Genomic DNA, 25,348 nt, shown 5'->3' with positions numbered 1-25,348 from the left:
TGGGTGTGTCCCACAGTGGCATGGAAGTCCCAAATCCTGTGGGAGCAGGCTTGCCTGCGAAGGCGTTGGGTGTGTCCCACAGAGCCATGGAATTCCCAAATCCTGTGGGAGCAGGCTTGCCTGCGAAGGCATTGGGTGTGTCCCACAGTGGCATGGAACTCCCAAATCCTGTGGGAGCAGGCTTGCCTGCGAAGGCGTTGGGTGTGCCCTACAGTGCCATGGAACTCCCAAATCCTGTGGGAGCAGGCTTGCCTGCGAAGCCGTTGGGTGTGCCCCACAGTGCCATGGAACTCCCAAATCCTGTGGGAGCAGGCTTGCCTGCGAAGGCATTGGGTGTGTCCCACAGTGCCATGGAACTCCCAAATCCTGTGGGAGCAGGCTTGCCTGCGAAGGCGTTGGGTGTGCCCTACAGTGCCATGGAACTCCCAAATCCTGTGGGAGCAGGGTTGCCTGCGAAGGCGCTGGGTGTGTCCCACAGTGGCATGGAACTCCCAAATCCTGTGGGAGCAGGCTTGCCTTCGAAGCCGTTGGGTGTGTCCCACAGTGGCATGGAACTCCCAAATCCTGTGGGAGCAGGCTTGCCTGCGAAGGCATTGGGTGTGTATCAGCAGTCGGTTGCCGGGCGGGTTGCGGTCGGCGCCGCCGTACCATTGGGTCGTCTCGACGCGTCGATGTTGCGCGCTGTTGCGCAGCTGGCGACGGAGTGGGGCGACGGGACATTACGGGTGACGCCGTGGCAAAGCGTGTTGCTGCCCAATGTGCCTGCCGAAGACGCCACGACCGTCATCACCCGCCTGCTTGCGGCGGGACTGATCTGCGACGCCAAACAGCCTTTGGCAAACATCATCGCCTGCACCGGCTCCGATGGCTGCATCAAAGGCGTGGCCGATACGAAAGCGGATGCCGTAAAGCTGGCGTCGTTATTGGCGCTTCACGGCCTGAGCCTGCCGGTTCACCTCACGGCCTGCTCACGCACCTGCGCTGCCGCGCACATTGCGCCAATGACCTTGCTGGCAACCCGCGCCGGGCATTACGACCTTTATTTTCGCGACACGCAGCAGCCAGGTTTTGGCGCATTGCGGGCGCGTGACCTCACTATAGAAGCAGTCGGCGCGTTGTTCGCTGCCGACTCACGGAGCAGTACTGATGATTGATTACATCCGCGACGGTCAGGAGATTTATCGCAACTCCTTCGCGATCATTCGTGCCGAAGCCCGGCTCGATCAGATCCCGGCCGACCTGGAAAAACTCGCCGTGCGGGTAATTCATGCCTGCGGGATGGTCGAAGTCATCGAAGATCTGCGTTTCTCACCCGGTGCTGGCACCGCTGGGCGCAACGCCTTGGCCGCTGGCGCACCGATTCTTTGTGACGCCCGCATGGTGTCCGAAGGCGTAACCCGTACGCGCCTGCCCGCTAACAATCAGGTGATCTGCACCCTCAAAGACGACAGCGTCCCGGAGCTGGCTCGCGAATTGGGTAATACCCGCTCTGCCGCCGCACTGGAACTGTGGCGTCCGCATCTGGAAGGCGCGGTGGTGGTGATTGGCAACGCACCGACTGCGTTGTTCTACCTGCTGGAAATGCTCGATGCCGGTGCGCCAAAACCGGCGTTGATCCTCGGTTTTCCGGTGGGTTTCGTTGGCGCGTCCGAGTCCAAGGCGATGCTCGCGGCCAACAGCCGGGGCGTACCGTTTGTGATCATGCAGGGTCGTCGCGGAGGTAGCGCGATGGCCGCCGCTGCGGTTAATGCCTTGGCCACGGAGATCGAATGATGCAGCAACCCGGTCGTTTGATTGGCCTCGGCGTCGGGCCCGGTGATCCCGAGCTGATAACCGTTAAGGCCCTGCGCTTGCTTCGCGAATCCCCCGTGGTTGCCTACTTCGTGGCCAAGGGTAAGAAAGGCAACGCGTTCGGCATCATCGAAGCGCACCTGCAAGACGTGCAAACCTTGATGCCGTTGGTCTACCCGGTCACCACCGAAGCATTGCCAGCGCCGTTGTCCTATGAGCAAGTCATCAGTGACTTCTACGATGAGGCCAGTGAAGCCTTGGCTGCGCACTTGGACGCCGGGCGCGATGTGGCAGTGATCTGCGAAGGCGATCCGTTTTTCTACGGTTCATATATGTACCTGCACGACCGCCTCGCTGAACGTTATGAGGCTGAAGTGGTGCCCGGTGTTTGCTCCATGCTGGGCGGCGCTTCGGTGCTGGGCGCGCCGCTGGTCTATCGCAACCAAAGCCTGTCGGTGTTATCCGGCGTGCTGCCCCACGATGAACTCAAGCGGCGTCTGGCGGACGCCGATGCCGCCGTGATCATGAAGCTGGGCCGCAACTTCACTAAGGTCCGCCACGTGTTGGAAGAGTTGGGCATGGCCGACCGCGCTTTGTATGTTGAGCGCGCAACTATGTCCAACCAGAAAATCGTTCCGTTGGATCAAGTCGAGCCCATGTCGTCGCCGTATTTTTCGCTGATCATTGTTCCCGGCGAACGGTGGCAAGGCTGATGACTGCGCACGCACCGGCCATTGTCATTCTGGGCAACGGCAGCCTCGACACCGCGCACCGCATTCAACGGCTGTACCCGGATTCGTTGATCCATGGCCTCGAAACCCGAGTCGATGGCGCCGACCGGACCTACACCGAGTTCGGCTCTAGGCTGCGCCAGCTCTATCAACAGGGCACCCCGATTATTGCCCTGTGCGCCGCCGGGATTGTGATTCGTACGTTGGCGCCGCTGTTGCTGGAAAAGGGCGCCGAGCCGCCAGTGCTGGCGGTGGCCGAAGACGGCAGCGCGGTCGTACCTTTATTGGGCGGTCTGGGCGGCGTGAACATCATGGCTCGGGAGATCGCGCAAGGACTGAACGTGGCTGCGGCCATTACCACCAGCGGCGAATTGCGCTTTGGTACCTGCCTGCTGAATCCGCCCAGTGGGTACGCCTTGGGTGATCTTGAACTCGGTAAGCGCTTTGTCTCGGACCTGTTGTCCGGCGAACGCGTGCGTATCGAAGGGGCGGCACCCTGGTTGGCTGACGCGCAGTTACCCGAGGATGATCAGGCGCAGTTGGCGATTCATGTGACGTGCGCCGAGCGTGAACCTTCGGCCAATGAATTATTGATCTACCCACGTAGCGTGTTGGTGGCGGTGAGTGCGTCGATTCCCGAGCTGGCGTCCAGCGTTCGCGCTGCGTTGCTTAACGCTGGCATCGCTCTTCAGTCGTTGGCCTGTTTGTTGGCTAGCGATTCGGAGATGGCCAACCCTAAGCTGCATCAGGCGGCCGTTGAGTTGGATGTGCCACTGCGATTCATCGCTGCGCACGCATCGGTCAGTGAGCTGGCGCAGCACGCGCTGCCCCAGGTGTCGGGGCCGATCTGCGTCGGTGACGGCATCGCTATCGCGGTTGCTGCGCTGCCGTTGGAGGTGTTGAGCATCGGACGTGGGCGCGGGCGTTTGGCGGTGATTGGCCTCGGTCCCGGCGCGGCGCAATTGATGGTCCCGGCGGTCAAGGCTGAACTGGCGCGGGCTAACGATATTCTCGGTTACGAAACTTACGTGCGCATGGCCGGGCCATTTCGCGCCGATCAGGTGCAGCACTGCACGGACAACCGCGAAGAAATGCAACGCGCCCGGCATGCTTTTGAACTGGCTGCGCAAGGGCGTTCGGTTGTCGTGGTGTCGTCGGGCGATCCGGGCGTATTTGCCATGGCGTCGGCGGTGCTTGAAGCGCTGCATGAGTCGACAAACGCCCAATGGCACACCGTCGATCTGGAGATTTTGCCGGGGGTTTCCGCGTCCTTGGCAACCGCCGCGCAAGCCGGTGCGCCGCTGGGGCATGACTTCTGCGTGATGTCGCTGTCGGACAACCTCAAGCCGTGGGACGTGATTGAAAAACGCCTGGAACTGGCGTCTCAAGCTGACTTGGCCTTGGCATTCTACAACCCGATATCTCGTTCCCGGCCTTGGCAACTTGGCCGCGCACTGGAGATCGTGCGCCAACATCGAACCCCAAACACCCCGGTGACCTTAGGCCGAGACATCGGTCGCCCAGGGCAAACGCTGCGGGTGATTACATTGGGTGAACTGACACCGGACCAAGTGGACATGCGCACCATGGTGTTGATTGGCTCATCCACGACCTGCACCTTTCCCCGCGCCAATGGCGGGAAGTGGGTGTATACGCCGCGTTGGTACGGGGAAAAGCCGTAACCCGATCTGTAAGAGGGTCCGCCACGTCTTCGACGCCACGCTGTCGCGCAGCAAGCTGGGTGGCACTTGGTGTGGTTTAAGGTTGCAGGGTGTCAGGACTGAAGCCTTCCCGAATAAATTCGGTCCCACGGTTTTTGGCGCTACACAGATTCTGTAGGAGCTGAAGGCTGCGATAGGTCCGAAGGACCTTCGCCAACAAGTTGGTTCCTACAGGAGGGGCGACACTTCGTCTGTGACTTTCGGTGTTCAACACGTAAGAAAGGTCCCTGGTTATAGGGATGAAAGTCAGAGCGTTCTAAGGTGAATACCCACAAAGTAGTACCGAAAAATCACCGGGCCATGTATTTAGCCGCGTGACGGCACCGTGGGAATATTTAACTAAAGTTTTCTTGAAATAACGGAAATTAAAACGATCGGAAAAGTGCGCTAGTTTGATGACTGCCCAAGACGGGTGACTCTTAACTAAAAAGGAAGTTGCGCATGAATACGTACATGGATGCCCCTCTCAGTGCTGAAAACTGCCTGGATTATATTGAAGGTTGTCAGTTGCCTGAAGGGCACGTGCATCTGGCCAGGGCCACCAGCCCCTCGCTCCGCCGCTCGCGCCGTTCGTTGACACTGGAGGAGAAGAAAGAAAGTGCAGCAGTGGTTGCCAATAGCGTGATTGCCTTTGTTGCGGGTATGTCGATGCAGAACAAGGAAGATATCAAAAACGCCGTTCTGTTTGCGACCTTGGTGGCTAACAGGGCGGTCCCGAGCCTGACGGGCCCGCGCTGGTATGAAAAGTTCATGGAAGTGATGTCCCGGGCCTGCGGGTGGGTGCCAACCCGCCGGGAATATGCCAAGCACTCGGCCTCCGAAAAGCTGTTCACCATGGATCAGGTCGGCCTGAAAATCCTTGCATCGACCGTAGCGGCGGTTTCGGTCCCCGGCGCAACGGCTGTGGCAATGGTGGGTGTGGCGAAGCAAGCGCTTGAAGCACTTCAGTCCAGCGACAAACCGCTTAAGCTCTTTGAAAACCGAAGCCGCCGCCACAAGGGTGGGGTCTTCAATATCGCTTCGTGTGACGAATCGGTAGATGGCGAAGTGCAGATGTCCATGGGCTCGGTTGATTTTTCGTCCACGCTGAACGTCACCAATGTCCTGTTCTGGGACTGGAGTAGCAGCTCGGTCAGCATGTACCGAGCCGAGTCGCACCTGGTATTGAATCAGCGCATTTACGCGGAAGTTCGAGACACCATCATTCGCCGCCTGGGGGATAACGCTAAACAGGCCGTTGAAGACTACGAGATTTAAGGTCGCGAGTCCGCCACAGGAGACTGCGGCGGACTGCCGAGTCGACTATTAGGAGAATGTTATGGGCAATGGAATGCCAACTAGCTATATCAATGCGGGTTCGATGATGTTCTTCGACGATCCCGTCAAAGATGCTGATAAACGAGATATTCTCGACGCCAGTTTGTATACCCAGCTGGCGGCGTCGAAAAAACACCCCAAGTTTGCTGAGTTTGACGCCTGGTACACAACCTATCTAAAGGCGATGGCGACGTTTGGCTGGATAGTCTCTGAGCGCGGTTACTGCAGTGAACCGATACAAGGCCCCGGACCTTTTGACCTGTGGTTACTCATTGAAGCTGAGCTTGAGGGACGCGTACCGGTTTCACTTATTCAAACAGCTGAGCGCATCGCGGTGCATTCACCCGAACACGTTTTTAACCCGGCGGCTCAATCGCTGCTCGGAGAACACGCCTTGCGGTCTGATCGGCCCGAAGGGGGTGACCTGCTTTCCTCGGTGGTGCTGCAACTGAGCTTCGTACACGGCGCTCCGTCCATGACCTCAATATTTATCGCGTTCAAAACCCGAGCGAAAGTTGCAGAACACGCTTTGCTCAAGCCGTTTGATCGCAATCAGATAGTGGGCAACGTAGAACTGGCGTCGTTCTCGGCGCAACTGTCGGACCTTCGTTATTCTCAGTTCAGAGATACCTTTATTTCGGCACTCGGCGCTAGACGGTCGTCACTGATTTTGGCGCTTGAGGCGTCTCAACAATGATCACTAAAAAAACCCATATGGCCATAGCAGGCAATAATCTGGTCTCGTTTGTAGCGGGAATGTCGGTCCAGGAAAAGGAGGACATATTGGATTTGTTGTTGCACGCGGACTTTTTTGCCAGTCAGGCCTATGACCAGCACGTGCATTGGAAGAGTTGGCTGGATTACTACCGAAACAGGATGGTCAAACACGGCTGTCAGTTAAAAAGCCAGATTCTCAGGGCCCCCGTAGTCATAACCGACCCCTACGAGCTGGATCGACTGACCTTTAAAGTGGTGGGCACGGAAGGCTCAGCCAAGCTCGCCCGTTTGGTTCAAGCGTCATTTAACGCGATACGAGTCAATGAATACGCCCAGGCGTTTTTTCGACGAGGTACGGGGGCGGGGCGCATCGGCAGTTTTCAAATTGTGCCGTGCGAAAGAACCGCTAACGGCGAAATAAGGGTTTTCTTGTGTGCTTTGCGAATTAACGCGCTGGCCGTAATCGATGACAGCTGGTTTTGGGAGAGCACTCACCGTGACTTGGTGCTCCACTTGGTCGGCGGCGTTTACGCGTTCAGCACCGCTCGCTATGCGCCCTTTCGTGAGCAGATACGCACCAAGCTGGTTCAGAATTCCACCCGCTTCATCCAGGACATCGAGCTCTGAGGCCCCTAAGGCAACAAATACCCTCTGACCCCGGTAAAGATAATTTGCGCCGCCAGTGCACAGACGAACAACCCCATCAACCGACTGACGATCTGCAAACCCTGATCGCCCAGGATGTTTTCGATTCGGTTCGACAGGTACAACACAATGCCGACGGTCAGGCTGGCGAGGGCAATACTGAGGATGGCGGTGAGCTTGTCATCCCAGTGCGGTTGGCTCACGCCCATCACCAGCAACGCGCCGATGGTACCGGGGCCGACGGTCAACGGGATGGTCAGCGGGACAATGGTGACGTCCTGTTGAACGTTGTCGGTTTGCACCGCAGATTTGCCTTGGGCCATGCCCAACGCCGAAATGAACAAAACGCTGCCCGCACCAATGCGAAACGCGTCAACGGTGATCCCGAATACCGAGAAAATGACCCGCCCGAACAGGTAAAGCAGCACGCTGGAGACCAGAGTGGCCAGTGCGACTTTCCACGCCAGTCGACGACGTTCCTTGCTGGAGTAACCACGGGTAAGGCTGATGAAACACGACAGGACGAAGAACGGGCTGTAGAGCACCAACATCTTCAGGTAAACGCTGAACAACACGTGAAGCATGGCTTGGGCTCGCGCGACTAATTAAGGACGACGGGAAGTCTATCAGGCGCGGCAGCTTATCTCGTTGAGGAATATCAGTTCAACAGTGGGAAAAGCAGCAAGATCCCCGCTGCCGGGACTCAATGGGTCTCGGAATACGACTGACTCTGCTGACGCTTGGCAACCCACTGCTCGATCAGTTCGCGCAGTTGCGACAGTTCGACGGGTTTGGCCATGTGGCCATCCATGCCGGCCTGACGCGCGCGGTCCTTGTGTTCGCTCAAGATGTGGGCAGTCAACGCCACCACTGGCGTACGAACGCGTTGATTGGCAATTTCCCAAGCGCGTAACTGTTGGGTTGCAGAAAAGCCATCAAGGATCGGCATTTCGCAGTCCATCAGTACCAGGTCATAGCGCTGGGCCTTCATCGCGAGCAGGGCTTCTTCGCCATTGCTGGCGGTGTCAGGTTGTAAGTTCAGTTTGCCTAGCATGCCGCGAATCACTTTGGTCGATATGCTGTTGTCTTCGGCGACAAGAATACGGAAATCACTCGGTACGTTGATCGGGTTGATCAGCGGGTTGGCGGTTGCGTATGGCGTGCCGGTGGGGGTCCCTCGAGTTCGTTGGTTTAGCTCGTCGGCCAAGGTGGTCTTGAGGGTGTAGCCGGCCACCGGTTTTGCCAAGATGCGTTTGATGCCGGCATTGCGCGCAATGATTTTGCTTGGCGCATTACTGATACCGGTAAGCATGATCAGCAAGATATCGTGATTGAGGCTCGGGTCTTCCTTGATCTTGGCTGCGAGCTGCATACCGGTCATGCCCGGCATGTTCTGGTCGAGCAGCACCACGTCGAAATAGTCGCGCAGGTGGGCTTTGGTTCGCAGCAGTGCCAGTGCTTCTTTGCCCGACGGCACGGCGCTGACATTCAAACCCCAGGCGGTGCATTGCTGCACCAACACTTTGCGGCACGTGTCATTGTCGTCCACCACCAGGACCCGTGCGCCCTGAAGCGGGCCGTCCAGATCGGTGGTCGGTTGCTCAAGCCGATCCGGGTCCAGTGGTAACGTCAGCCACAGCGTGCTGCCATGGGAATTACCGGTTTGAATGCCAAATTCGCCATGCATCAACATGATCAATTGACGCGCAATCACCAACCCCAGATGACCGCCTAATTTGGTCGTGGCAAGAAAGTTTTTGCTGTGCAGCTCGGCATGGAGAAGGCTGTCGCGTTCATGGGCCGCTAAGGGCTCGCCACTGTCTTGCACCGCGATGCGCAAACGCGGCTTGCCGCTGCGCGAATCCAGCGCGACCACCAGCAGGATTTCGCCTTCGTCGGTCTTTTTCATGGCGTTTTCAAGCAGGCTGAGCAGCGCCTGGCGCAAGCGCGTCGGGTCGCCGCTGATCACCCGTGGAACCTGAGGCTGGATGAAACTGATCAGCTCGACATTTTGCTGCTCGGCTTTGGCTCGGAAGATATTCAGGCAGTCTTCGATCAATGCGTTGAGATCGAATTGCACATCGTCGAGTTCGATCTGTCCGGATTCGAGCTTGGTGATGTCCAGAATTTCGTTGATCAGTGTCAGCAGCTCGTTGCCTGCGCTGTGGATCGTCTGAACATAATCGCGTTGTTTCACCGAAAGCGGCGTGCCCAGCAATAGCTCGGTCATACCCAGGACGCCATTCATCGGGGTGCGAATTTCGTGGCTGATTTTGGCCAGAAACTCGGCCTTGGCGTTGATTTCAGCAGTGCTGGCGGCGAGGTCGCGGCTGACACTGAACTCGTCTTCGGTAATGCTCCGATGACGCTCGCTCAGGGCCACGCTCATGAACAGCCCAGAAGCGCAGAACACACCTAACAACGTAATGATCAGCCATTGTGGCGCTATCATCGTCAGGCCGAGCAAGGCGGGCATAATCACCAGGCAACCCAGGTTGAACACGACCATTCCCAGCACAAACAGGCGGGCCGGGTTGTAGCCCTTTTGCCAGTGATATACCGAGACAAACAGGATGCTCAGGCTCGCAAGCGCCACCACACCATAGGTGATCAGGTTCAGTGGCAAGCGGGTGACGAACAGCTCCAAGAGGCCAGCCAATGCAATGACCAGCATGTCGCCCAGCAGAAAACGATTCAAAATAATCGAGGCACAGGGCGCGAAGAAGCGGTACGCAAACATCAACCCACTGAGGGCGGCCAGAATCAACGCCCAATAGGCATTGGGGGTCTGGGCCACGTGCCAGTTCGGCACCCAAGGCGCCAGAAGATTGAGCAACAGCATCGCGCTCAGCGTCAGCATCGCTTCGCACGCCGCCAGCCATAAGCTGGTATGGGAGCGAGTGTGGGTGAAACGGGTAATGTTCTGCAGGATCAGCATGGCCAAGCAACCTAAAAACAGGCCGAGCAATAAAGGTTGGCGTTCATCCGCTGCGATTGAAATGGCGGACTGCAAGGTAATGTTGGGGCGCAGTTGTTGCTCTGAAACCAGGCGCAGATAAACGTCCAGCACACGGATGCTCTGCGGCATCGGCATCAGAAAGTCGGTGGAGTGCAACGAATGGGTGTCGCGTGGGATGTTATTGCCGGTGCGTGAATGAGTGATGAGCTTGTCGCCATCGAGCACGTAAAGGTCAAGGCTGGCCAAGTCCGGGGCAAAGACGCGTAGCAGCTGTTCGTGCTCGTCAGGGAGCAACCGATAATGAAGCCAGACAGCACTGTTTCGATCACCGGCGACGACTTGATCGAGGTCAATAGGGCTGAATTGATTAACGTAACGAGCTGAGCGTACGTCGCTCAATTGCAGGCTGGCCTGATCATCGAGCAGCGTTGACCAACCACCACGTTGCTCGGCATAGCTGGGAAGCATGCAGAGAAGCGTCAGCAGACTGAGGGTAAAACCTATGGCAATCCTGAGCCAGCGCACAGCGAAATCCCTTCGTAGGTGAATGCCAGATAACTATGCGCGGGGCTGCAATAAACAGGCAAGACCCCGTTGAGGCGCTTGCCTGAGTGGCTGTTTGCCTTATTCCAGGTCTTCACCACGCTCGCGAGCAATGGCACGATAACCAATATCCTTGCGATAGAAGCAACCTTCCCAATCAATTTCAGCAGCCAATTTGTACGCTTGTTCCTGTGCGTCGCTTACGCTGTCGCCCAGTGCTGTGGCACACAAAACACGTCCGCCGGACGTTACGACCTGACCATCCTGCAACGCCGTACCGGCATGGAATACTTTGCCGTTCATGCTAGCTGCGGTGTCCAGGCCTTTGATCGCAGCGCCTTTGGCGTAATCACCTGGATAACCGCCAGCGGCCAGTACCACGCCCAGACTTGGACGGGGATCCCACTGCGCTTCAACCTTATCCAGGGCCTTGGCCAGCGCGGCTTCGATCAACAACACCAGGCTCGATTGCAGGCGCAACATCACCGGTTGGGTTTCGGGATCGCCGAAACGGCAGTTGAATTCGATGACCTTCGGATTCCCGACTTTGTCGATCATCAAGCCAGCATAGAGGAAGCCAGTGTAAACGTTGCCTTCCTCGGCCATTGCGCGGACAGTCGGCCATATCACCAAGTCCATAACCCGTTGGTGAACCTCGGCAGTGACGACCGGGGCCGGAGAGTAAGCACCCATACCGCCGGTGTTGGGGCCGCTGTCGCCGTCGCCGACACGCTTGTGGTCTTGGCTGGTGGCCATGGGTAAAACGTTTTTGCCGTCGACCATGACAATGAAGCTGGCTTCTTCGCCATCAAGAAATTCTTCGATCACCACCCGTGAACCGGCTTCGCCAAATGCATTGCCGGCAAGCATGTCGCGCACGGCGTCTTCGGCTTCAACCAGGGTCATGGCGACGATCACGCCTTTGCCCGCTGCGAGGCCGTCGGCCTTGATCACGATGGGTGCGCCGACTTTCTGCAAGTACGCCAGCGCTGGCTCGACTTCAGTGAAGTTCTGGTAATCAGCGGTTGGAATCTTGTGGCGCGCCAGGAAGTCTTTCGTGAAGGCTTTCGACCCTTCCAGTTGCGCAGCGCCAGCGGTAGGGCCAAAGCAATCCAGACCACGGGAGCGGAACAAGTCGACAACGCCCGCCACCAGTGGCCCTTCGGGACCGACAATGGTCAGGGAAACGTTTTTTTCTGCGAAATCTGCCAGCTCGGCGAGTGCAAGGACGTCGATATCAACGTTTTCGCACTTTGCTTCGGTCGCGGTCCCGGCATTGCCCGGTGCAACGAAAACCTTCACGACACGCGGGTCCTGTGCGACTTTCCACGCCAACGCGTGTTCACGGCCACCGGCGCCAATGATTAGAACGTTCATTTCAAAAACCTCGATGACGCTGAATTCTGGGGGATGCAGCAAGCACTATCATCTGTAGGAGCCAACGTGTTGGCGAAGGTCTCGCCAATACGTTGGCTCCTACAGTAAAAATCAGTGCCTGAAATGACGCATGCCGGTGAAGACCATGGCAATGCCTGCTTCGTCGGCGGCAGCGATCACTTCGTTGTCTCGCATCGAGCCGCCTGGCTGGATGACGGCGGTGATGCCCGCCTTGGCTGCGTTGTCGATGCCGTCGCGGAACGGGAAGAACGCGTCCGATGCCATGACCGCGCCTTGCACCGACAATCCGGCGTGTTCTGCCTTGATTGCAGCGATGCGCGCGGAGTTGACGCGGCTCATCTGGCCCGCGCCGACACCGATGGTCTGGCGGTTTTTCGCGTAGACGATGGCGTTGGACTTCACGTACTTGGCGACTTTCCAGGCGAAGATCAGGTCATGAATTTCCTGTTCGCTCGGTGCGCGCTGGGTGACGACCTTCAGGTCGTCGCTGCCGATCATTCCGATGTCGCGGCTCTGAACCAACAAGCCACCGTTGACGCGCTTGAAGTCCCAGGCCGGGGTGCGCTCGGTTGCCCATTGACCGCTAATCAGCAAGCGGACATTGACCTTGGTTGCAATAATGGCTTGGGCTTGGGCGGTAACGCTCGGCGCGATAATCACTTCAACAAACTGACGCTCAACGATCGCCTGGGCGGTCTTGGCGTCCAGTTCGCGGTTGAAGGCAATGATGCCGCCAAACGCAGATTCGCTGTCGGTGGCGTAGGCCAGTTCGTAGGCCTGACGAATGCCGCCTTCGTCGTCCGGGCTGACTGCAACGCCACACGGGTTGGCGTGTTTGACGATGACGCAGGCCGGCTTGACGAAGCTTTTTACGCATTCCAGCGCAGCGTCGGTGTCCGCCACGTTGTTGTACGACAATTCCTTGCCTTGCAACTGAGTCGCGGTGGCAATGCCGACTTCGGCAGGATGGGCTTCAACGTAGAACGCCGCGCTCTGGTGCGGGTTCTCGCCGTAGCGCATTTCCTGGGCCTTGATGAACTGGCTGTTGAAGGTGCGTGGGAATGCGCTGCGGCCTTCAGTACTAAGGGTTTCAGCGGTCTGATCAATGCTACCCAAATAGTTGGCGATCATGCCGTCGTAAGCAGCCGTGTGTTCAAACGCCTTGAGCATCAGGTCGAAACGTTGGGCGTACGTCAGGCCGCCAGCCTTGAGGCTTCCCAGCACTGTGGCGTAGTCGCCGGCGTTGACCACGATGGCCACGTCTTTATGGTTTTTCGCGGCCGAGCGAACCATGGTCGGGCCGCCGATATCGATGTTTTCGATGGCGGTTGGCAGGTCGCAACCTGGCTTGGCAATGGTCGCTTCAAACGGGTAGAGGTTGACCGCGACCAGATCGATCGGCTTGATCCCGTGCTCGGTCATGATGGCGTCGTCGATACCGCGACGGCCAAGAATGCCGCCGTGGATTTTCGGGTGCAGGGTCTTGACCCGGCCGTCCATCATTTCTGCGAAACCGGTGTAGTCAGCGACTTCTACCGCCGCAATGCCGTTGTCCTGAAGCAGCTTGAACGTGCCGCCGGTGGAAAGGATCTCGACGCCCAGGGCGCTGAGTGCACGGGCGAAATCGACGATCCCGGTCTTGTCGGAGACGCTGATCAAGGCACGGCGGATCGGCAGGCGGGTAGTCTGGTCGGTCATTTCAAATTCCATCTAAAACAAAGGAGTCAGCAAAAAAAGGCGACCCCCTGAAGTGGATCGCCTTTTTTATTAAATGCTTACAGCAGGTCGTACTGCTTGAGTTTCTTGCGCAAGGTGCCGCGATTAAGGCCCAGTAATTCGGACGCTTTGGTTTGGTTTCCCTTGACGTAGTTCATCACGCATTCGAGCAACGGCGCTTCGACCTCCGACAACACGAGGTTGTACACATCCGTAACGGCAGCGCCTTCCAGGTGGGCGAAATAATTGTGCAGCGCCTTCTCTACACTGCCACGCAGGGTCTGACCCTCCTCGCTGGGCGTGTTGAGGTGCTGTTTCAAATTCACTTTTTCGCTCACGGGTGTTGTTCCACTCACTAAATTCTCGGTCATCATCGTCATGCAGCCACCTCTTCTCCGTCCCCTGTTTGCGGGCTCTCATAACGGTCGCTGAAGAACTCGCGAACGTTGGCGCACTGTGCTTCCGTATCTTCCAAACGATTGAAATGGGCACGAAACTCCCTGGCGCCCGGCAGGGTTGCGAGATACCAGCCGACATGCTTGCGTGCAATCCGCACACCCAGCACATCGCCATAGAAAATGTGCAACGCCGCCAAATGCTCTAGCAGAATGCGTTCCACCTCACTCAACTGCAGCGCGGGCAATAGTTCGCCGGTACGCAGGAAGTGTTCTATCTCGCGAAAAATCCAGGGCCGCCCTTGGGCAGCCCTGCCAATCAGTAAACCGTCTGCCCCGGTGGCTTGCAGCACGTACCGGGCTTTGGCCGGTGAATCGATGTCACCATTGGCGAACACTGGAATCGACACCGCCTGCTTGATCGCCGCAATGGTGTCGTATTCGGCTTCGCCGGTGTACAGATCTGCACGGGTTCGGCCATGGACCGCCAATGCCACAATTCCGGCTTGTTCGGCGATCTTTGCCACGGTCAGGCCGTTCTTGTTCGATCGGTCCCAGCCGGTGCGTATCTTCAGCGTGACCGGTACATCAACTGCGGCCACGACGGCGTGCAGGATCTCGGTGACCAGTTGTTCGTCTTTCAGTAATGCGGAACCCGCAGCCTTATTGCAGACCTTTTTTGCCGGGCAACCCATGTTGATGTCGATGATCTGTGCGCCCAGTTCAACATTGGCGCGTGCTGCATTTGCCAGCATTTGCGGATCACCACCGGCGATCTGTACCGAACGGGGTTCGGGATCACCTTCGTGGATCATGCGCAGACGCGATTTGCGACTGTTCCACAGGCTCATGTCGCTGGTCACCATTTCCGATACCACCAACCCTGCGCCGAGTTGGCGGCAAAGCTGGCGGAAGGGCTGGTCAGTAACTCCAGCCATCGGGGCAAGAATCAAGCCGTTTTGCAATGTATAAGGGCCGATGCGTACCGCCGACATAGGTGTGCCTGTTGTGGGGCCGATCATCGCTGGTCACGTGAAAACCATTGCATTCGTCGCTGCGTTCTCACGCGGCCCGAAGGACTGTTTTTAGGTGCTGAAGCGAGTTTTCAGTCGGAACCCAGAGTATGAAAAAGGGTTGGCATGATACCCGCTCTCGATGACTGGATAAAGGCTGAATTGGATAAAATCTGAGCAGTTATTTTCTTATCGCGGTCGGATTGGTTGTTCCGCTCGACGTCATAAATATGTCGCCAATCGCGGGTCGGAAATCCCCCGCGCATGTGGCTCGAATCTATCGATTGCTTACCAACCGGCGATTGCTCAACGTCGGGCAGGCTACCGCCTGCAGGCGCGCTTCAGCGCTTATTCCGGTGATCGAAAGCTTAGACTGTAATTGACCGCTTTGGCGCCTGGGTCGAGGATGTCCAGCGCAATATGAATGGGCGTTTGCGGCGGCATTTCGGCCTTGCCGGCCATTTCGCCACTCAGGTATTCGCTGGGCTTGAACCGACGACTGGCGATCAACTGACCATTGGGGTCGGCAAATCGCAATTCCAACAACGGGAAGGGTTGAGAAAACGACGCACGGTTATAGATGATCGCATCGACCACCAAGGCCCCCTTGAAGTCAGGGTGGCTGCGTACGATCAGGTTGCTGCTCTTAAGCAGATCGATATCCACCTTGGACGGCACGGTGCAGCCGACTTGAGGGCAGGCCAGTTGAAACCAAGGTCGGTATTGGTCCTGACGCGCCAGCTCGTCGAAGTGATACCAGATGTATTGTCCGGCCAATGCCGTGATGGCGAGCAAAATCAGCAGCCCCCAGACAAACCGACGACCCCAGCGTGGCTTTGGCTTTTGCCAGTCGAGTTGCAACGGGTCATCCGAGAGGTCGAGCATTGGATTGTTGCGCAGCACATGTTCTTGCAAGCCAGGTTCGGTGCGACTGCGTTTGAGTCGAGGCGCTTGGCGTTGAGCCGGTTCGTCCAAAGGCTGCTCGTCGTCATCAATGGCCGACATCCGCTCGCCGGGCTCATCGTAAACACTGTCCTTGCGTTGAGCCGTGCGTCCGGGAGTTTCAGCGATCAATGGCGGTGCAGGCGGCTTGGGTTCGTACTCGGGCCCGTCGAGGTCGTAGGACAGTGACGGTTCGGTGCGTCCATTTCGCGCCAAAGGCTCGTGTGCAGGTTTCGCCTCGGGCAACGCATCACTTTCCGGCGTTTGCTCATGTTCGCGATCGGCGGCGTCATCGTTCAGCAAGCTGTCGAACTGCTCGCTCTCGCCGCTGGCGTTGTCGCGTCGAGCACTCATCGCCGAGTCGCTGCTACGGGAATGACCGGTTTGACCAAAGGATTCCGGGAGCTGGATTTCTCGTTGCTCAAGCTTGGCCAGTGCCTCGTCAAGATCAAGGTTGTCCAGATCAAGGTTGGCGAAATCGAGTGCCCGGGTTTTCCACTCTTTGGCAGGCGGTTCGATCTTAGGGGGCGGATCAATTGGCCGTTCGGCCGGTGGCTCGTCCGGCTCTTGGGCGGGCGTAATCACCGGCGGCGGTAGCAGGGGCGCGGCCAGTGGCGCGGGAAGGGGCGTTTGAATCTCTTCGATCGCTTTGCCAGCGCGCTGTTCGAGCAGTTGTTTTGCTGCATTGAAAACTTGCAGGCAGGCGCCGCACCTTACGACGCCACGGGCCACACTCAATTGAGCATGACTCACGCGAAAACTGGTCTGGCAGTGCGGACACTGGGTAACGAAACTGTCGGTCATGCGGCGATCCGGTTCATGCAGGCGCTGATTCTAGCCTACGGCTTCAAGCAACGGTTAACGGCGGCGGCCCGTGATGCGAACCCAGCCATCACGGTCGGCAATCGGGTCCAGCACAAAGGTCTCGGCGTAAGCGGCAGCCACTTCCTTGCCCTGTTCAGCGAGAATCCCGGACAAGGCGAGGCGGCCACCGGTTTTGACCAGACCGGCGAGCGTTGGTGCCAATGACACCAAGGGACCGGCCAAAATATTGGCCACCAACACGTCAGCTTTGTCTTGAGGCAGGTCTTCAGGCAGGTACAGCGTGAAGCGTTCGGGCGCTATGTTGTTGCGTCCGGCGTTGTCCCGCGAGGCATCCAGCGCTTGGAAATCGATGTCAGTCCCCACCGCTTGCTTGGCGCCCAGCAACAACGCGGCGATGGCCAGAATTCCCGAGCCGCAGCCGAAGTCCAATACGTTGCAGTCTTTCAGGTCTTGACCATCGAGCCATTCGAGGCACAGCGCCGTCGTCGGATGAGTGCCCGTGCCGAAGGCCAAGCCGGGATCGAGCAGCAGGTTCACGGCGTCAGGTTCTGGCGCAACGTGCCAGCTTGGGACGATCCACAGCCGCTCGCCGAAACGCATGGGCTGAAAGTTGTCCATCCAGCTGCGTTCCCAGTCCTGATCTTCGATGACTTCGCTCATGTGTTCCGGCAGTTCGGCGCCAGTGAGCAGTTGCAGGTGGGCCAGTACTTGAGCGGCGTCGGTGTCGGCTTCGAACAACGCCAGCAAATGGGTGTGGGACCACAGCGGCGTGGTGTTGAGTTCAGGTTCGAAGATCGGCTGATCTTCGGCGTCCATGAACGTGACAGACACGGCGCCCACTTCAAGAAAAGCGTCTTCGTAGGTTTCGGCTTGTTCTGGGCTGATGGCGAGACGGACTTGCAGCCAAGGCATGGCGGGCACCTATGAGAAATGACGAAGTGCAGCGCGCGGCTGCGAGAAGCGCGCAAGTTTACTTGAGCGCGAAGGCGAAGGGCAAAAAACAACAAAGCCGCCGTTAGGCGGCGTTGAGAAAAAAGAGCCCAGGGCGGGCTCTTTAGAGTGCCGATCAGACCTGGCCGGGCGACACGATGATTTTGACGTTGTGCTCCTTGTTATGGACCAACTCTTCGAAACCATGACTGACGATCTCCTCCAGCCCGATTCGCCCAGTGACCAGTGGCGTTATGTCCAGGCTGCCGTCGGCTATCAGTGAGATGACGTCGGCGAACTCGCCGTTGTAGGCCAGCGAACCCATAACTTGTTTTTCAGTGGACACCAGATCGAAAAAGTTGAATTCGCTGGGCTCCTCAAAAATACCCACCAGCACGCATGTTCCGGCTTTGCGAATCACATCGATGGCGAGCTTGGCGGTGTGCTTATTGCCGATGCATTCAAAGCTCACATCGGCGCCCAGGCCACGGGTGACGGCCCTAATTTCAGCCAGCGCGTCGCACTCGGACGGATCGAAAACTCGGGTGGCGCCGACTTCTAATGCCTTGGCTTTGCGCGCTGAGGACATTTCCAGCGCGATGACCTGCTCGGCACCGGCTGCTTTGGCGCACATGATGGTGCACAGACCGATGGTGCCTGCGCCCACGACCACCACGGTTTGACCGTGCAGGCTTCCCGCTTTTTTGACCGCATGCATGCCCACCGCCAGGGGTTCGATCAGCGCGCCGGCCTCTTTGGGAAAGCCCGCTGGCAGTTTGTACAGAAGATTGGCGGGCACATTGACCCGTTCGGCGAAGGCACCGTTGTTCATCAGGCCAGTAAACGCCAGCTTTTCACAAATGTTGTAGAGCCCATGGGTGCAGTAATAGCAGGTGCCGCAATGCTGGCAGGCGTCGGCCGTGATCAGGTCGCCCACGGCAAACCCTTCAACACCGGCGCCGAGCTTGAGGATTTCGCCACAGAATTCGTGGCCCAGAATGCACTGGCCCTGAATGCCGGTCATCGGGTGCGGAACGTCCACCGGAATGAACACCGGACCTGCGACATACTCATGCAGGTCCGAGCCGCAGATGCCGCACCAATCCACCCGAATTTGTACCCAGTCGGCCGGTGGCTCGGACGGCAGCGGCACATCTTCTACGCGGATATCGTGGCGACCATGCCAAACTGCAGCGCGCATGCTGGCGGTGTTTTTCAATGAACTGTTCATTATTGTTTATCTCCTCACGACGGCGTGGAGGCTCTGGCGAGCGTCGGGCAGGCCAAAGCCACTGGTGTTATTGGCCCTGCAAGAAATCGAAGATCAGACGATTGACCTGCTCCGCTGCTTCCATCTGCACCATGTGACCCTGACCCGCCAACACCTCAACCTGCGCCTCAAGCCCTTCGGTGTGGGTGGCAGGGATGATGGCGTCGTTTTCGCCCCAGATCACCAGGCTCGGGTGCCGGGCGACCACGGAACGCAGGTCGGTTTGTTGCAGGCCATCGGTAAATAACCGGCTAGACAGCAAGCGCAGGGCGGCATCGACGCCTTCGAGACGCTTGTACTTGAGCATGTCTTCCAGCATTTGCCGGTTTACCAGCGCCGGGTCGGAAAACAGCTGCACCAGCTGTGGTTTCAATGCATTGCGGTTAGCGGCCTCGACAAAGCCCTGCAAATAGCCGCCGTTGATCTGTGGGCCAAGGCCGGCGCTGGCGATCAAGCTCAGCGAGCGAACCCGTTGTGGCGCAAGGCGCGCAGTATTGAGTGCAACGGCGCCGCCAAGTGAATGACCCGCCAAGTGCGCGGACTTGATCTCCAAATGATCCAGCAAGCCCAAGACGGTCTGGCTCAGTTCGTCCAGATCGCCCCGTTGCAGGGTTTTGCCTGACTCGCCATGGCCGGGCAGATCGAGGGCAATAACGCGGCGCCCTGCTGACAGTGTGTCGTGGTTGAACAGCCAATTATTCAAATCCCCGCCAAAGCCGTGAATCAGCACCAGCGGGATGTCGCCTTCGCCCCGGTCGAAGAACCGCAGGGTGCGACCCTCCAGCTGGATTTTTTGTGGCGCTGGGCCACTGTCTTCGTCGGCAGCGCCACCGGGTACAAACTCGGCCTGGAAGCGTTCGATCACTGCTTCGATTTCCGCTTCGCTGGCGTTGCCTTCAACGACCACGGCGAGCAGCGCGCCCACGGACAAGGTTTCATCCTGTTGCGCCACCCGGCGCCGCAGCACACCCGAAAACGGCGTTTCGACGCTGCTGGAAATCTTGTCGGTTTCGACATCGAGCACTTGATCGCCTTTCTCGATGCGCGCGCCTTCCTCCTTGAGCCACCTGTCGACGCGCCCTTCGGTCATCGACAGGCCCCATTTGGGCATGGTCAGCGTGTGAATCTGGCTCATGCCGCTTTCCTCCCCTCACAGATTCTCAACACCGCCGCTTCGATTTTCGCGGCGGTAGGGATGTAGAGGTCTTCCAGCGCGTCGGAAAATGGCACTGGCGTGTGGGGCGCGGTGACCATTTCAATCGGCGCTTGCAGGGAGAAAAAGGCTTTTTGCGCCACCAGCGCTGAGATGTCGGTGGCCACCGAACAACGCGGGTTGGCTTCGTCGATGACCACTAGGCGACCGGTTTTTTCCACGCTTTCCAAAATGCTGTCCAGGTCCAGCGGGCTGGTGGTGCGCAAGTCCAGCACATCACAGGAGATCCCTTGGCGGGCGAGGTTGCTGGCGGCTTCCATCGCCTGATGGACCATGCGCCCGTAGGTCACCAAGGTGACGTCATCGCCTTCGCGCAACACGTTGGCTTCGCCAAACGGCACGGTGTAAAGCTCTTCCGGGACTTCACCCTGCATGCTGTAGAGCATTTTGTGTTCGCAGAAAATCACCGGGTCGTTGTCGCGTATCGCCTGAATCAGCAAGCCCTTGGCGTCATAGGGTGAAGAAGGACAGACCACTTTTAGTCCCGGAATATGGGTCCATAACGACGTCAGCATCTGCGAGTGCTGGGCCGCGGCGCGCAGGCCTGCGCCGTACATAGTGCGGATCACAATTGGAGTAACCGCTTTGCCGCCGAACATGTAGCGAAACTTGGCCGCCTGATTGAGGATTTGATCCAGGCAGCAGCCCGCGAAGTCGACGAACATCAGTTCGCACACGGGCCTTACGCCTTGGGTAGCGGCACCAATGGCTGCGCCTACATAACCCAGTTCTGAGAGTGGTGTATCGAGTACCCTTCCCGGAAATTCGTGATAAAGACCTTTGGTGACGCCGAGTACGCCGCCCCAGGCATCCTGTTCTCCGGGTGCGCCCGCCCCGCCAGCAACGTCTTCGCCCATGATGAATACGGTAGGGTCGCGGCGCATTTCTTGCGCCAGCGCTTCGTTGATTGCCTGCTGATAGCTGATTTTTCTCGCCATGATGATTCTCCTGTTGTTCTTGTTGTGAGGTCGACTCAGGGATAGGACACGTACACGTCGGTCAGCAAATCGCTTGCCTGGGGTTTGGGGTCGGATTTCGCCAGACGTACGGCGTCCTCAATCAGCTGCTCAACGTCGTTGTCGATCTGGTCGAGTTGCGCGACGGTCAGCAGTCCGGCATTTAAGGTGCGGTCCCGAAACTGTTGGAGGCAGTCGCGGGTGTCGCGAAAGTTTTTCACCTCGTCGGGGGCGCGGTAGGTTTGGGCATCACCTTCGAAGTGGCCGTAGTAACGGGTGAGTTTCATCTCGATCAGTGACGGACCTTCGCCGGCCCGCGCGCGGGCGATGGCGGCGGCAGCCGCTTCGTGGACGGCGAAGAAGTCGAAACCGTCCACCGTGACGCCGGGCATGCCGAAGCCGGCTGCGCGGTCGGCGATGTGGTCACTGGCCACCGACCACACCGAGGCTGTGGCCTCGGCATAACCGTTGTTTTCGGCGACGAACACGCAGGGCAAGTTCCAGACCGAGGCGAGGTTCATGGCTTCAAACACCGCGCCTTCATTCGAACCGCCATCGCCGAAGAAGGCCACGGCCACCCCCTGCGTGCCTTTGAGCTTGGCTGCCAGCGCGGCCCCTGCGGCCAAGGGTGCTCCTGCGCCAACAATGCCGTTGGCGCCGAGCATGCCTTTCTCCAGGTCGGCGATGTGCATGGAGCCGCCTTTGCCGCCACACAAGCCGGTTTTCTTGCCATAGATCTCAGCCATCATGCTGTACACATCGACCCCTTTAGCGATGCAGTGCCCGTGGCCACGGTGGGTGGAAGCGATGCAATCGTCATCGGTGAGGTGGGCCATCACGCCTGCGGCGGAAGCTTCTTCACCGGCGTACAGGTGAACGAAACCGGGAATCTCGCCAGTGGCGAATTCAACGTGCAGGCGTTCTTCGAAAACGCGGATGGTGCGCATCACTTTATAGGCGTGTAGCAGTTGGTCGTGGGACAGGTGAGTGGACATTTTTTGTTCTCCAGGAGTGTCTCAACACAGAAGGTTTGCTGGGTGTTGCGGGTGCTCGCGTCCTATCGCTAACAGGCGATGGCGAGCGGCGTAGGCCAGAACGGCTTCAACGTCGATGCTGATCGGGCCGTAAGGGTCGAGGGTGACGGTGGGATGATCGTGGGCGCTGAATTCGATTTCACGTTCACCGTCCAGCGCAAGCGTGCCGCTGGTCAGGCTCAGCGGATACGCCACACCGGGCTGCATCGATCCGCATTCGCTGACAGCGCAGCCCTGTAACAAGCCGGGTGCCAACGGCACCAGCACCGCGTTTTCGGCGTCGGGGCTCAGGCGAATCCACGCGCCCAGCGGTGATTGGCGCGAGACCGGACACCAAAGTCCGCACAGAGCCGATAGGCCAATGGCGTGGGGTTCGGCAAAGGCGACGAAGACTTCGGCCAAGTCCTCGGCGCGGCTGATGGCACGGGCGCCGATGAAGGGTTGCGATGAGACCGCGACATCCACCAGTGCCCATTCGCATAGTCCCCGCCCAGGCTCGCGAACCAGCAGGCGTTTATTGCGCCGCAGACCGATCTCGGCAGGAATCCGCCCGCTTGCGCATAACCCGCCGGCCAGTCCCGCGCTGGTGGCTTCGCGCAACTCAGGGAAAGCATTGTTGGTGCCGGTTGAAAGCGTCAGCAGCGGAATGTCACCGACTTCGGCGGCCACGGCTTTATGGGTTCCATCGCCGCCAAGGACTGCGATCAGTGCGACGCCTTGTTCGGCCATCATTCGGGCGGCGAGGCGGGTGTCGTCGACGGTCTGGCGCAAGGGCATGTCAAGAAAGGTCAGGCGCGGCCAATGGCTTTTTCGGGCGTTGCGTCCTTGGCTGGCTTTGAGTACAGCGGCGGCGATGCCGGTCATGTCAGGCGCCAGCAGAACGTGTTCGATGCCGGTGGCGCCGAACGCGCCCAACAGGCGCTGGACCACGGACGCCTTCTCGGTGCTTGAGTAAACGCCGGCATTGGCCGTCAAGCGCCGGACATCGCGACCCGACGCCGGGTTGGCGATGATCCCCACGGTCAGCGCGGGTTCTGTCATGGCACACCTCTGATTTTTGTTTGTAACGGTCAGAGCAAGGCCGGTGCCAACCTGTGGGATATGGCCTGAAAAAGCCGGTACAGAGCGGTTTATGCGACGACAGCAAGGGCGTGCCGGAAGGGCCGGACGAGACGCGTGGTTTCACAATGCCGGGTGTTTGCGCGAGACGCTGAGACGCTCCGTCTCAAGGGCGGGTGTCTGGTTAGAAGGGTTGTCCTGCGGGAGTGAACGGCGCTTAATAACGCGCATAACAACAATACACCCCGAGGTGGAGAGGCCATGTTTGCCGCACACTCCAAAGCCCATGTGGACTGCGTCAGCCGTGTGCTGAAGCACGCCGGTCGCCAGCCACAAGCACCCGTGCCAGAGTTGATTCTCGACTCTTGGCGTCGCTCGATGGATCAGCATCATTTGGACCCGGCTTCACAGCAAGGTCCGCGCATCCTTTCCCACACCTTGCTCAAGGAATGCCGAGAGCGGGCCGATCTGTTCCTGCGCATTGCCACAGAGGAAGTCGCCAGGCTGCACGGCCGGGTTCGTGAAGCCGATTACTGCGTGCTGTTGACCGATGCCCAGGGCCAGACCATCGACTATCGGGTCGAATCGGGCATCCGTAACGACTGCCGCAAGGCCGGTTTATACCTGGGGACCTGCTGGTCGGAGGTCGAAGAAGGGACGTGCGGCGTCGCTGCCGTGCTGACCGACAAGACGCCGGTCACGGTTCACAAGAGTGATCACTTTCGCGCCGCCTTCATCGGCTTGACCTGTTCGGCGGCACCGGTGTTCGACCCTCAGGGTGAATTGCTCGGGGTGCTGGACGTTTCGGCACTGCAATCACCGGACGACCGGCGCAGTCAGCATTTGATCCGGCAAATGGTGGTGCAGAGCGCCCGCGTCATCGAAAACGCGTTCTTCATGCACAGCGCTCAGGGGCATTGGCTGTTGCGGGCGCACAGTGCGCCGGGTTACGTCGACAGTCAGCCCGATTACCTGTTGGCCCTGGACAACGATGGGCGTTTGTTGGCGCTCAATAGCATGGCCCGACAAGCGTTACGTCAGCGCTTCGGTCGTCTGCCGGAGCATATCAACGAGGTGTTAGGCCCTGATGCGTTACAAGCGGTGACTGACGAGAGGCCGCAACTGCTTCGCTGGGGAGGTGATGACGGTGAGCTGCACGTGAGACTCAGCGCGCCGCGCAGGTCGCATACGATTCGAACCGTGCCCGCGGACGACAGCGCCGCCGCGCAACTCGATCCGCGTATCGCCGACGGGTTGCGCCTCGCGGTGCGGGTCAAGGACTGCAACCTGCCGGTATTGATTCAGGGAGAAACCGGGGCCGGCAAAGAGGTGTTCGCCCGTCAGTTGCATGAGCTCAGCAGCAGAAGAAATAGGCCATTTGTTGCACTCAACTGCGCGGCAATACCGGAAAGCCTGATCGAGAGCGAGTTATTTGGCTACGTGGCCGGTGCGTTCACCGGGGCGTCGAACAAAGGCATGCGAGGGTTGTTGCAGCAGGCCGATGGCGGCACGTTGTTTCTCGACGAAATCGGCGACATGCCGTTGAGTTTGCAGACGCGGTTGCTGCGGGTTATGGCCGAAGGTGAAGTCGCGCCTCTGGGCGGCGCGCGTCGGCAAACGGTGGACATTCAAGTAGTCTGCGCGACTCACCGCAACTTGGCGACGATGGTGGAGGAGGGTAGTTTTCGCGAGGATTTGTATTTCCGGCTCAGCGGCGCCCGGTTTCAATTGCCGCCATTGCGCGAGCGCAGCGACCGGCTGGCGTTGCTCAATCGGCTATTCGAAGAAGAAGCACGGCTCTGCGGAGGGCGCACGGGCTTGAGTGCGTCGGCGTTGGAGTGCCTGCTCGGTTATGCCTGGCCAGGCAATGTCCGGCAAATGCGCCATGCCTTGCGTTACGCTTGCGCGGTATCGACCTCAATGACGATCCAACTGAGCGACCTGCCTGAAGACATCCGTGGCGCACAGCATGCCGGGCACTCGTTTGTTGACCGGGTTGAAGACTGCGCGAGTCCGCAACGTCAGCTGTTACTGGACGCGCTCATCCGCCATCGCTGGAAACCCGGCGAAGCCGCCCAGGCGCTAGGCATATCGAGGGCGACTCTGTATCGGCGAGTGAACCTGCACGGTATCGACATGCCCGGTAAAAAGCGGATTTGAAGGCAAAAAAAAC

20 protein-coding genes and 1 pseudogene are annotated in these 25,348 nt (G+C 58.7%); 8 read left to right on the top strand and 13 right to left on the bottom strand.

From position 1 onward, the window contains the following. Positions 1-593 precede the first annotated feature (593 nt). The 7 genes and pseudogenes from RHM59_RS13605 to RHM59_RS13575 all read left to right on the top strand — a co-directional run. A pseudogene (locus tag RHM59_RS13605) lies at positions 594-1,154 on the top strand (precorrin-3B synthase); the annotation flags it as partial. After that, complete coding sequence (locus tag RHM59_RS13600) at positions 1,147-1,773, top strand: precorrin-8X methylmutase (protein ID WP_322224346.1); 627 nt, start codon at positions 1,147-1,149, stop codon at positions 1,771-1,773. The pseudogene RHM59_RS13605 and the gene RHM59_RS13600, both read left to right, overlap by 8 nt. Next, complete coding sequence (locus tag RHM59_RS13595; protein WP_322170696.1) at positions 1,773-2,504, top strand: precorrin-2 C(20)-methyltransferase; 732 nt, start codon at positions 1,773-1,775, stop codon at positions 2,502-2,504. Before RHM59_RS13600 ends, RHM59_RS13595 begins: the two co-directional genes overlap by 1 nt. Beyond that, a complete protein-coding gene (gene cobJ / locus RHM59_RS13590) occupies positions 2,504-4,204 on the top strand; it encodes a precorrin-3B C(17)-methyltransferase (RefSeq protein ID WP_322224345.1) in 1,701 nt (566 codons plus the stop codon). The genes RHM59_RS13595 and cobJ overlap by 1 nt, the downstream gene beginning before the upstream one ends. Before the next feature lie 480 nt (positions 4,205-4,684). After that, positions 4,685-5,500, top strand: a complete 816-nt coding sequence (locus RHM59_RS13585; RefSeq protein WP_322224342.1) for a hypothetical protein — start codon at positions 4,685-4,687, stop codon at positions 5,498-5,500. A gap of 73 nt (positions 5,501-5,573) precedes the next feature. Next, positions 5,574-6,257: a hypothetical protein gene (locus tag RHM59_RS13580; RefSeq protein WP_322167479.1), complete on the top strand. Its 684-nt coding sequence runs from the start codon at positions 5,574-5,576 to the stop codon at positions 6,255-6,257. Beyond that, positions 6,254-6,904 carry a hypothetical protein gene (locus RHM59_RS13575; RefSeq protein WP_322224340.1) on the top strand — a complete coding sequence of 217 codons (651 nt, stop codon included), beginning with the start codon at positions 6,254-6,256 and terminating at the stop codon, positions 6,902-6,904. Before RHM59_RS13580 ends, RHM59_RS13575 begins: the two co-directional genes overlap by 4 nt. 5 nt (positions 6,905-6,909) lie before the next feature. Here the strand turns inward: RHM59_RS13575 and RHM59_RS13570 are convergent, their stop codons facing one another. The 13 genes from RHM59_RS13570 to RHM59_RS13510 all read right to left on the bottom strand — a co-directional run bounded on the left by RHM59_RS13570 (position 6,910) and on the right by RHM59_RS13510 (position 23,157). After that, positions 6,910-7,506: a MarC family protein gene (locus RHM59_RS13570; RefSeq protein WP_322167481.1), complete on the bottom strand. Its 597-nt coding sequence runs from the start codon at positions 7,504-7,506 to the stop codon at positions 6,910-6,912. Between the two features lie 119 nt (positions 7,507-7,625). Continuing rightward, entirely contained in the window at positions 7,626-10,406 is a 2,781-nt protein-coding gene (locus RHM59_RS13565) for a response regulator (RefSeq protein WP_322224338.1), read from the bottom strand. 99 nt (positions 10,407-10,505) lie between these two features. Next, the gene (purD, locus tag RHM59_RS13560; protein WP_322224336.1) at positions 10,506-11,801 is read right to left on the bottom strand and encodes a phosphoribosylamine--glycine ligase; all 1,296 of its coding nucleotides are present in this window, start codon (positions 11,799-11,801) and stop codon (positions 10,506-10,508) included. 111 nt (positions 11,802-11,912) lie between these two features. Next, positions 11,913-13,520 carry a bifunctional phosphoribosylaminoimidazolecarboxamide formyltransferase/IMP cyclohydrolase gene (gene purH, locus RHM59_RS13555; RefSeq protein ID WP_322224334.1) on the bottom strand — a complete coding sequence of 536 codons (1,608 nt, stop codon included), beginning with the start codon at positions 13,518-13,520 and terminating at the stop codon, positions 11,913-11,915. A gap of 77 nt (positions 13,521-13,597) precedes the next feature. Continuing rightward, positions 13,598-13,918, bottom strand: a complete 321-nt coding sequence (gene fis, locus RHM59_RS13550) for a DNA-binding transcriptional regulator Fis (protein ID WP_322167485.1) — start codon at positions 13,916-13,918, stop codon at positions 13,598-13,600. Continuing rightward, complete coding sequence (dusB, locus tag RHM59_RS13545) at positions 13,915-14,928, bottom strand: tRNA dihydrouridine synthase DusB (RefSeq protein ID WP_322167486.1); 1,014 nt, start codon at positions 14,926-14,928, stop codon at positions 13,915-13,917. The genes fis and dusB overlap by 4 nt, the downstream gene beginning before the upstream one ends. 366 nt (positions 14,929-15,294) lie before the next feature. Beyond that, positions 15,295-16,692 carry a DUF3426 domain-containing protein gene (locus RHM59_RS13540; protein WP_322167487.1) on the bottom strand — a complete coding sequence of 466 codons (1,398 nt, stop codon included), beginning with the start codon at positions 16,690-16,692 and terminating at the stop codon, positions 15,295-15,297. A 54-nt stretch (positions 16,693-16,746) separates the two neighbouring features. Beyond that, positions 16,747-17,625: a 50S ribosomal protein L11 methyltransferase gene (gene prmA / locus RHM59_RS13535; RefSeq protein ID WP_322224332.1), complete on the bottom strand. Its 879-nt coding sequence runs from the start codon at positions 17,623-17,625 to the stop codon at positions 16,747-16,749. 154 nt (positions 17,626-17,779) lie between these two features. After that, positions 17,780-18,844: a 2,3-butanediol dehydrogenase gene (locus RHM59_RS13530; protein WP_322286703.1), complete on the bottom strand. Its 1,065-nt coding sequence runs from the start codon at positions 18,842-18,844 to the stop codon at positions 17,780-17,782. A gap of 97 nt (positions 18,845-18,941) precedes the next feature. Further along, entirely contained in the window at positions 18,942-20,048 is a 1,107-nt protein-coding gene (locus tag RHM59_RS13525; protein ID WP_322224330.1) for an acetoin dehydrogenase dihydrolipoyllysine-residue acetyltransferase subunit, read from the bottom strand. Then, on the bottom strand, positions 20,045-21,064 hold the full coding sequence (locus tag RHM59_RS13520; protein WP_322224328.1) for an alpha-ketoacid dehydrogenase subunit beta: 1,020 nt from the start codon (positions 21,062-21,064) through the stop codon (positions 20,045-20,047). The genes RHM59_RS13525 and RHM59_RS13520 overlap by 4 nt, the downstream gene beginning before the upstream one ends. Positions 21,065-21,099: 35 nt before the next feature. Beyond that, entirely contained in the window at positions 21,100-22,077 is a 978-nt protein-coding gene (locus tag RHM59_RS13515) for a thiamine pyrophosphate-dependent dehydrogenase E1 component subunit alpha (RefSeq protein WP_322167491.1), read from the bottom strand. Between the two features lie 21 nt (positions 22,078-22,098). Continuing rightward, entirely contained in the window at positions 22,099-23,157 is a 1,059-nt protein-coding gene (locus RHM59_RS13510) for an ATP-NAD kinase family protein (RefSeq protein WP_322224326.1), read from the bottom strand. A 279-nt stretch (positions 23,158-23,436) separates the two neighbouring features. Between RHM59_RS13510 and RHM59_RS13505 the strand changes: the two genes are divergently transcribed. After that, positions 23,437-25,335: a sigma-54-dependent Fis family transcriptional regulator gene (locus RHM59_RS13505; RefSeq protein WP_322224324.1), complete on the top strand. Its 1,899-nt coding sequence runs from the start codon at positions 23,437-23,439 to the stop codon at positions 25,333-25,335. Positions 25,336-25,348: the final 13 nt, after the last annotated feature.

Source organism: Pseudomonas sp. MH10 (assembly GCF_034353045.1).
Lineage (GTDB): Bacteria > Pseudomonadota > Gammaproteobacteria > Pseudomonadales > Pseudomonadaceae > Aquipseudomonas.
The sequence above is the reverse complement of the archived record's forward strand: the minus strand, read 5'-3'. Positions and strand labels throughout refer to the sequence as shown.

Excerpts from the sequence above, each read along its gene's own strand:
- purD (WP_322224336.1), bottom strand. The coding sequence starts at position 11,801 with ATGAACGTTCTAATCATTGGCGCCGGTGGCCGTGAACACGCGTTGGCG.
- RHM59_RS13595 (WP_322170696.1), top strand. The coding sequence starts at position 1,773 with ATGCAGCAACCCGGTCGTTTGATTGGCCTCGGCGTCGGGCCCGGTGAT.
- prmA (WP_322224332.1), bottom strand. The coding sequence starts at position 17,625 with ATGCCTTGGCTGCAAGTCCGTCTCGCCATCAGCCCAGAACAAGCCGAA.
- fis (WP_322167485.1), bottom strand. The coding sequence starts at position 13,918 with ATGACGATGATGACCGAGAATTTAGTGAGTGGAACAACACCCGTGAGC.
- cobJ (WP_322224345.1), top strand. The coding sequence starts at position 2,504 with ATGACTGCGCACGCACCGGCCATTGTCATTCTGGGCAACGGCAGCCTC.
- RHM59_RS13540 (WP_322167487.1), bottom strand. The coding sequence starts at position 16,692 with ATGACCGACAGTTTCGTTACCCAGTGTCCGCACTGCCAGACCAGTTTT.
- RHM59_RS13515 (WP_322167491.1), bottom strand. The coding sequence starts at position 22,077 with ATGTCCACTCACCTGTCCCACGACCAACTGCTACACGCCTATAAAGTG.
- RHM59_RS13510 (WP_322224326.1), bottom strand. The coding sequence starts at position 23,157 with ATGACAGAACCCGCGCTGACCGTGGGGATCATCGCCAACCCGGCGTCG.
- RHM59_RS13505 (WP_322224324.1), top strand. The coding sequence starts at position 23,437 with ATGTTTGCCGCACACTCCAAAGCCCATGTGGACTGCGTCAGCCGTGTG.
- dusB (WP_322167486.1), bottom strand. The coding sequence starts at position 14,928 with ATGTCGGCGGTACGCATCGGCCCTTATACATTGCAAAACGGCTTGATT.
- RHM59_RS13570 (WP_322167481.1), bottom strand. The coding sequence starts at position 7,506 with ATGCTTCACGTGTTGTTCAGCGTTTACCTGAAGATGTTGGTGCTCTAC.
- purH (WP_322224334.1), bottom strand. The coding sequence starts at position 13,520 with ATGACCGACCAGACTACCCGCCTGCCGATCCGCCGTGCCTTGATCAGC.
- RHM59_RS13585 (WP_322224342.1), top strand. The coding sequence starts at position 4,685 with ATGAATACGTACATGGATGCCCCTCTCAGTGCTGAAAACTGCCTGGAT.
- RHM59_RS13520 (WP_322224328.1), bottom strand. The coding sequence starts at position 21,064 with ATGGCGAGAAAAATCAGCTATCAGCAGGCAATCAACGAAGCGCTGGCG.
- RHM59_RS13525 (WP_322224330.1), bottom strand. The coding sequence starts at position 20,048 with ATGAGCCAGATTCACACGCTGACCATGCCCAAATGGGGCCTGTCGATG.
- RHM59_RS13530 (WP_322286703.1), bottom strand. The coding sequence starts at position 18,844 with ATGCGCGCTGCAGTTTGGCATGGTCGCCACGATATCCGCGTAGAAGAT.
- RHM59_RS13575 (WP_322224340.1), top strand. The coding sequence starts at position 6,254 with ATGATCACTAAAAAAACCCATATGGCCATAGCAGGCAATAATCTGGTC.
- RHM59_RS13600 (WP_322224346.1), top strand. The coding sequence starts at position 1,147 with ATGATTGATTACATCCGCGACGGTCAGGAGATTTATCGCAACTCCTTC.
- RHM59_RS13580 (WP_322167479.1), top strand. The coding sequence starts at position 5,574 with ATGCCAACTAGCTATATCAATGCGGGTTCGATGATGTTCTTCGACGAT.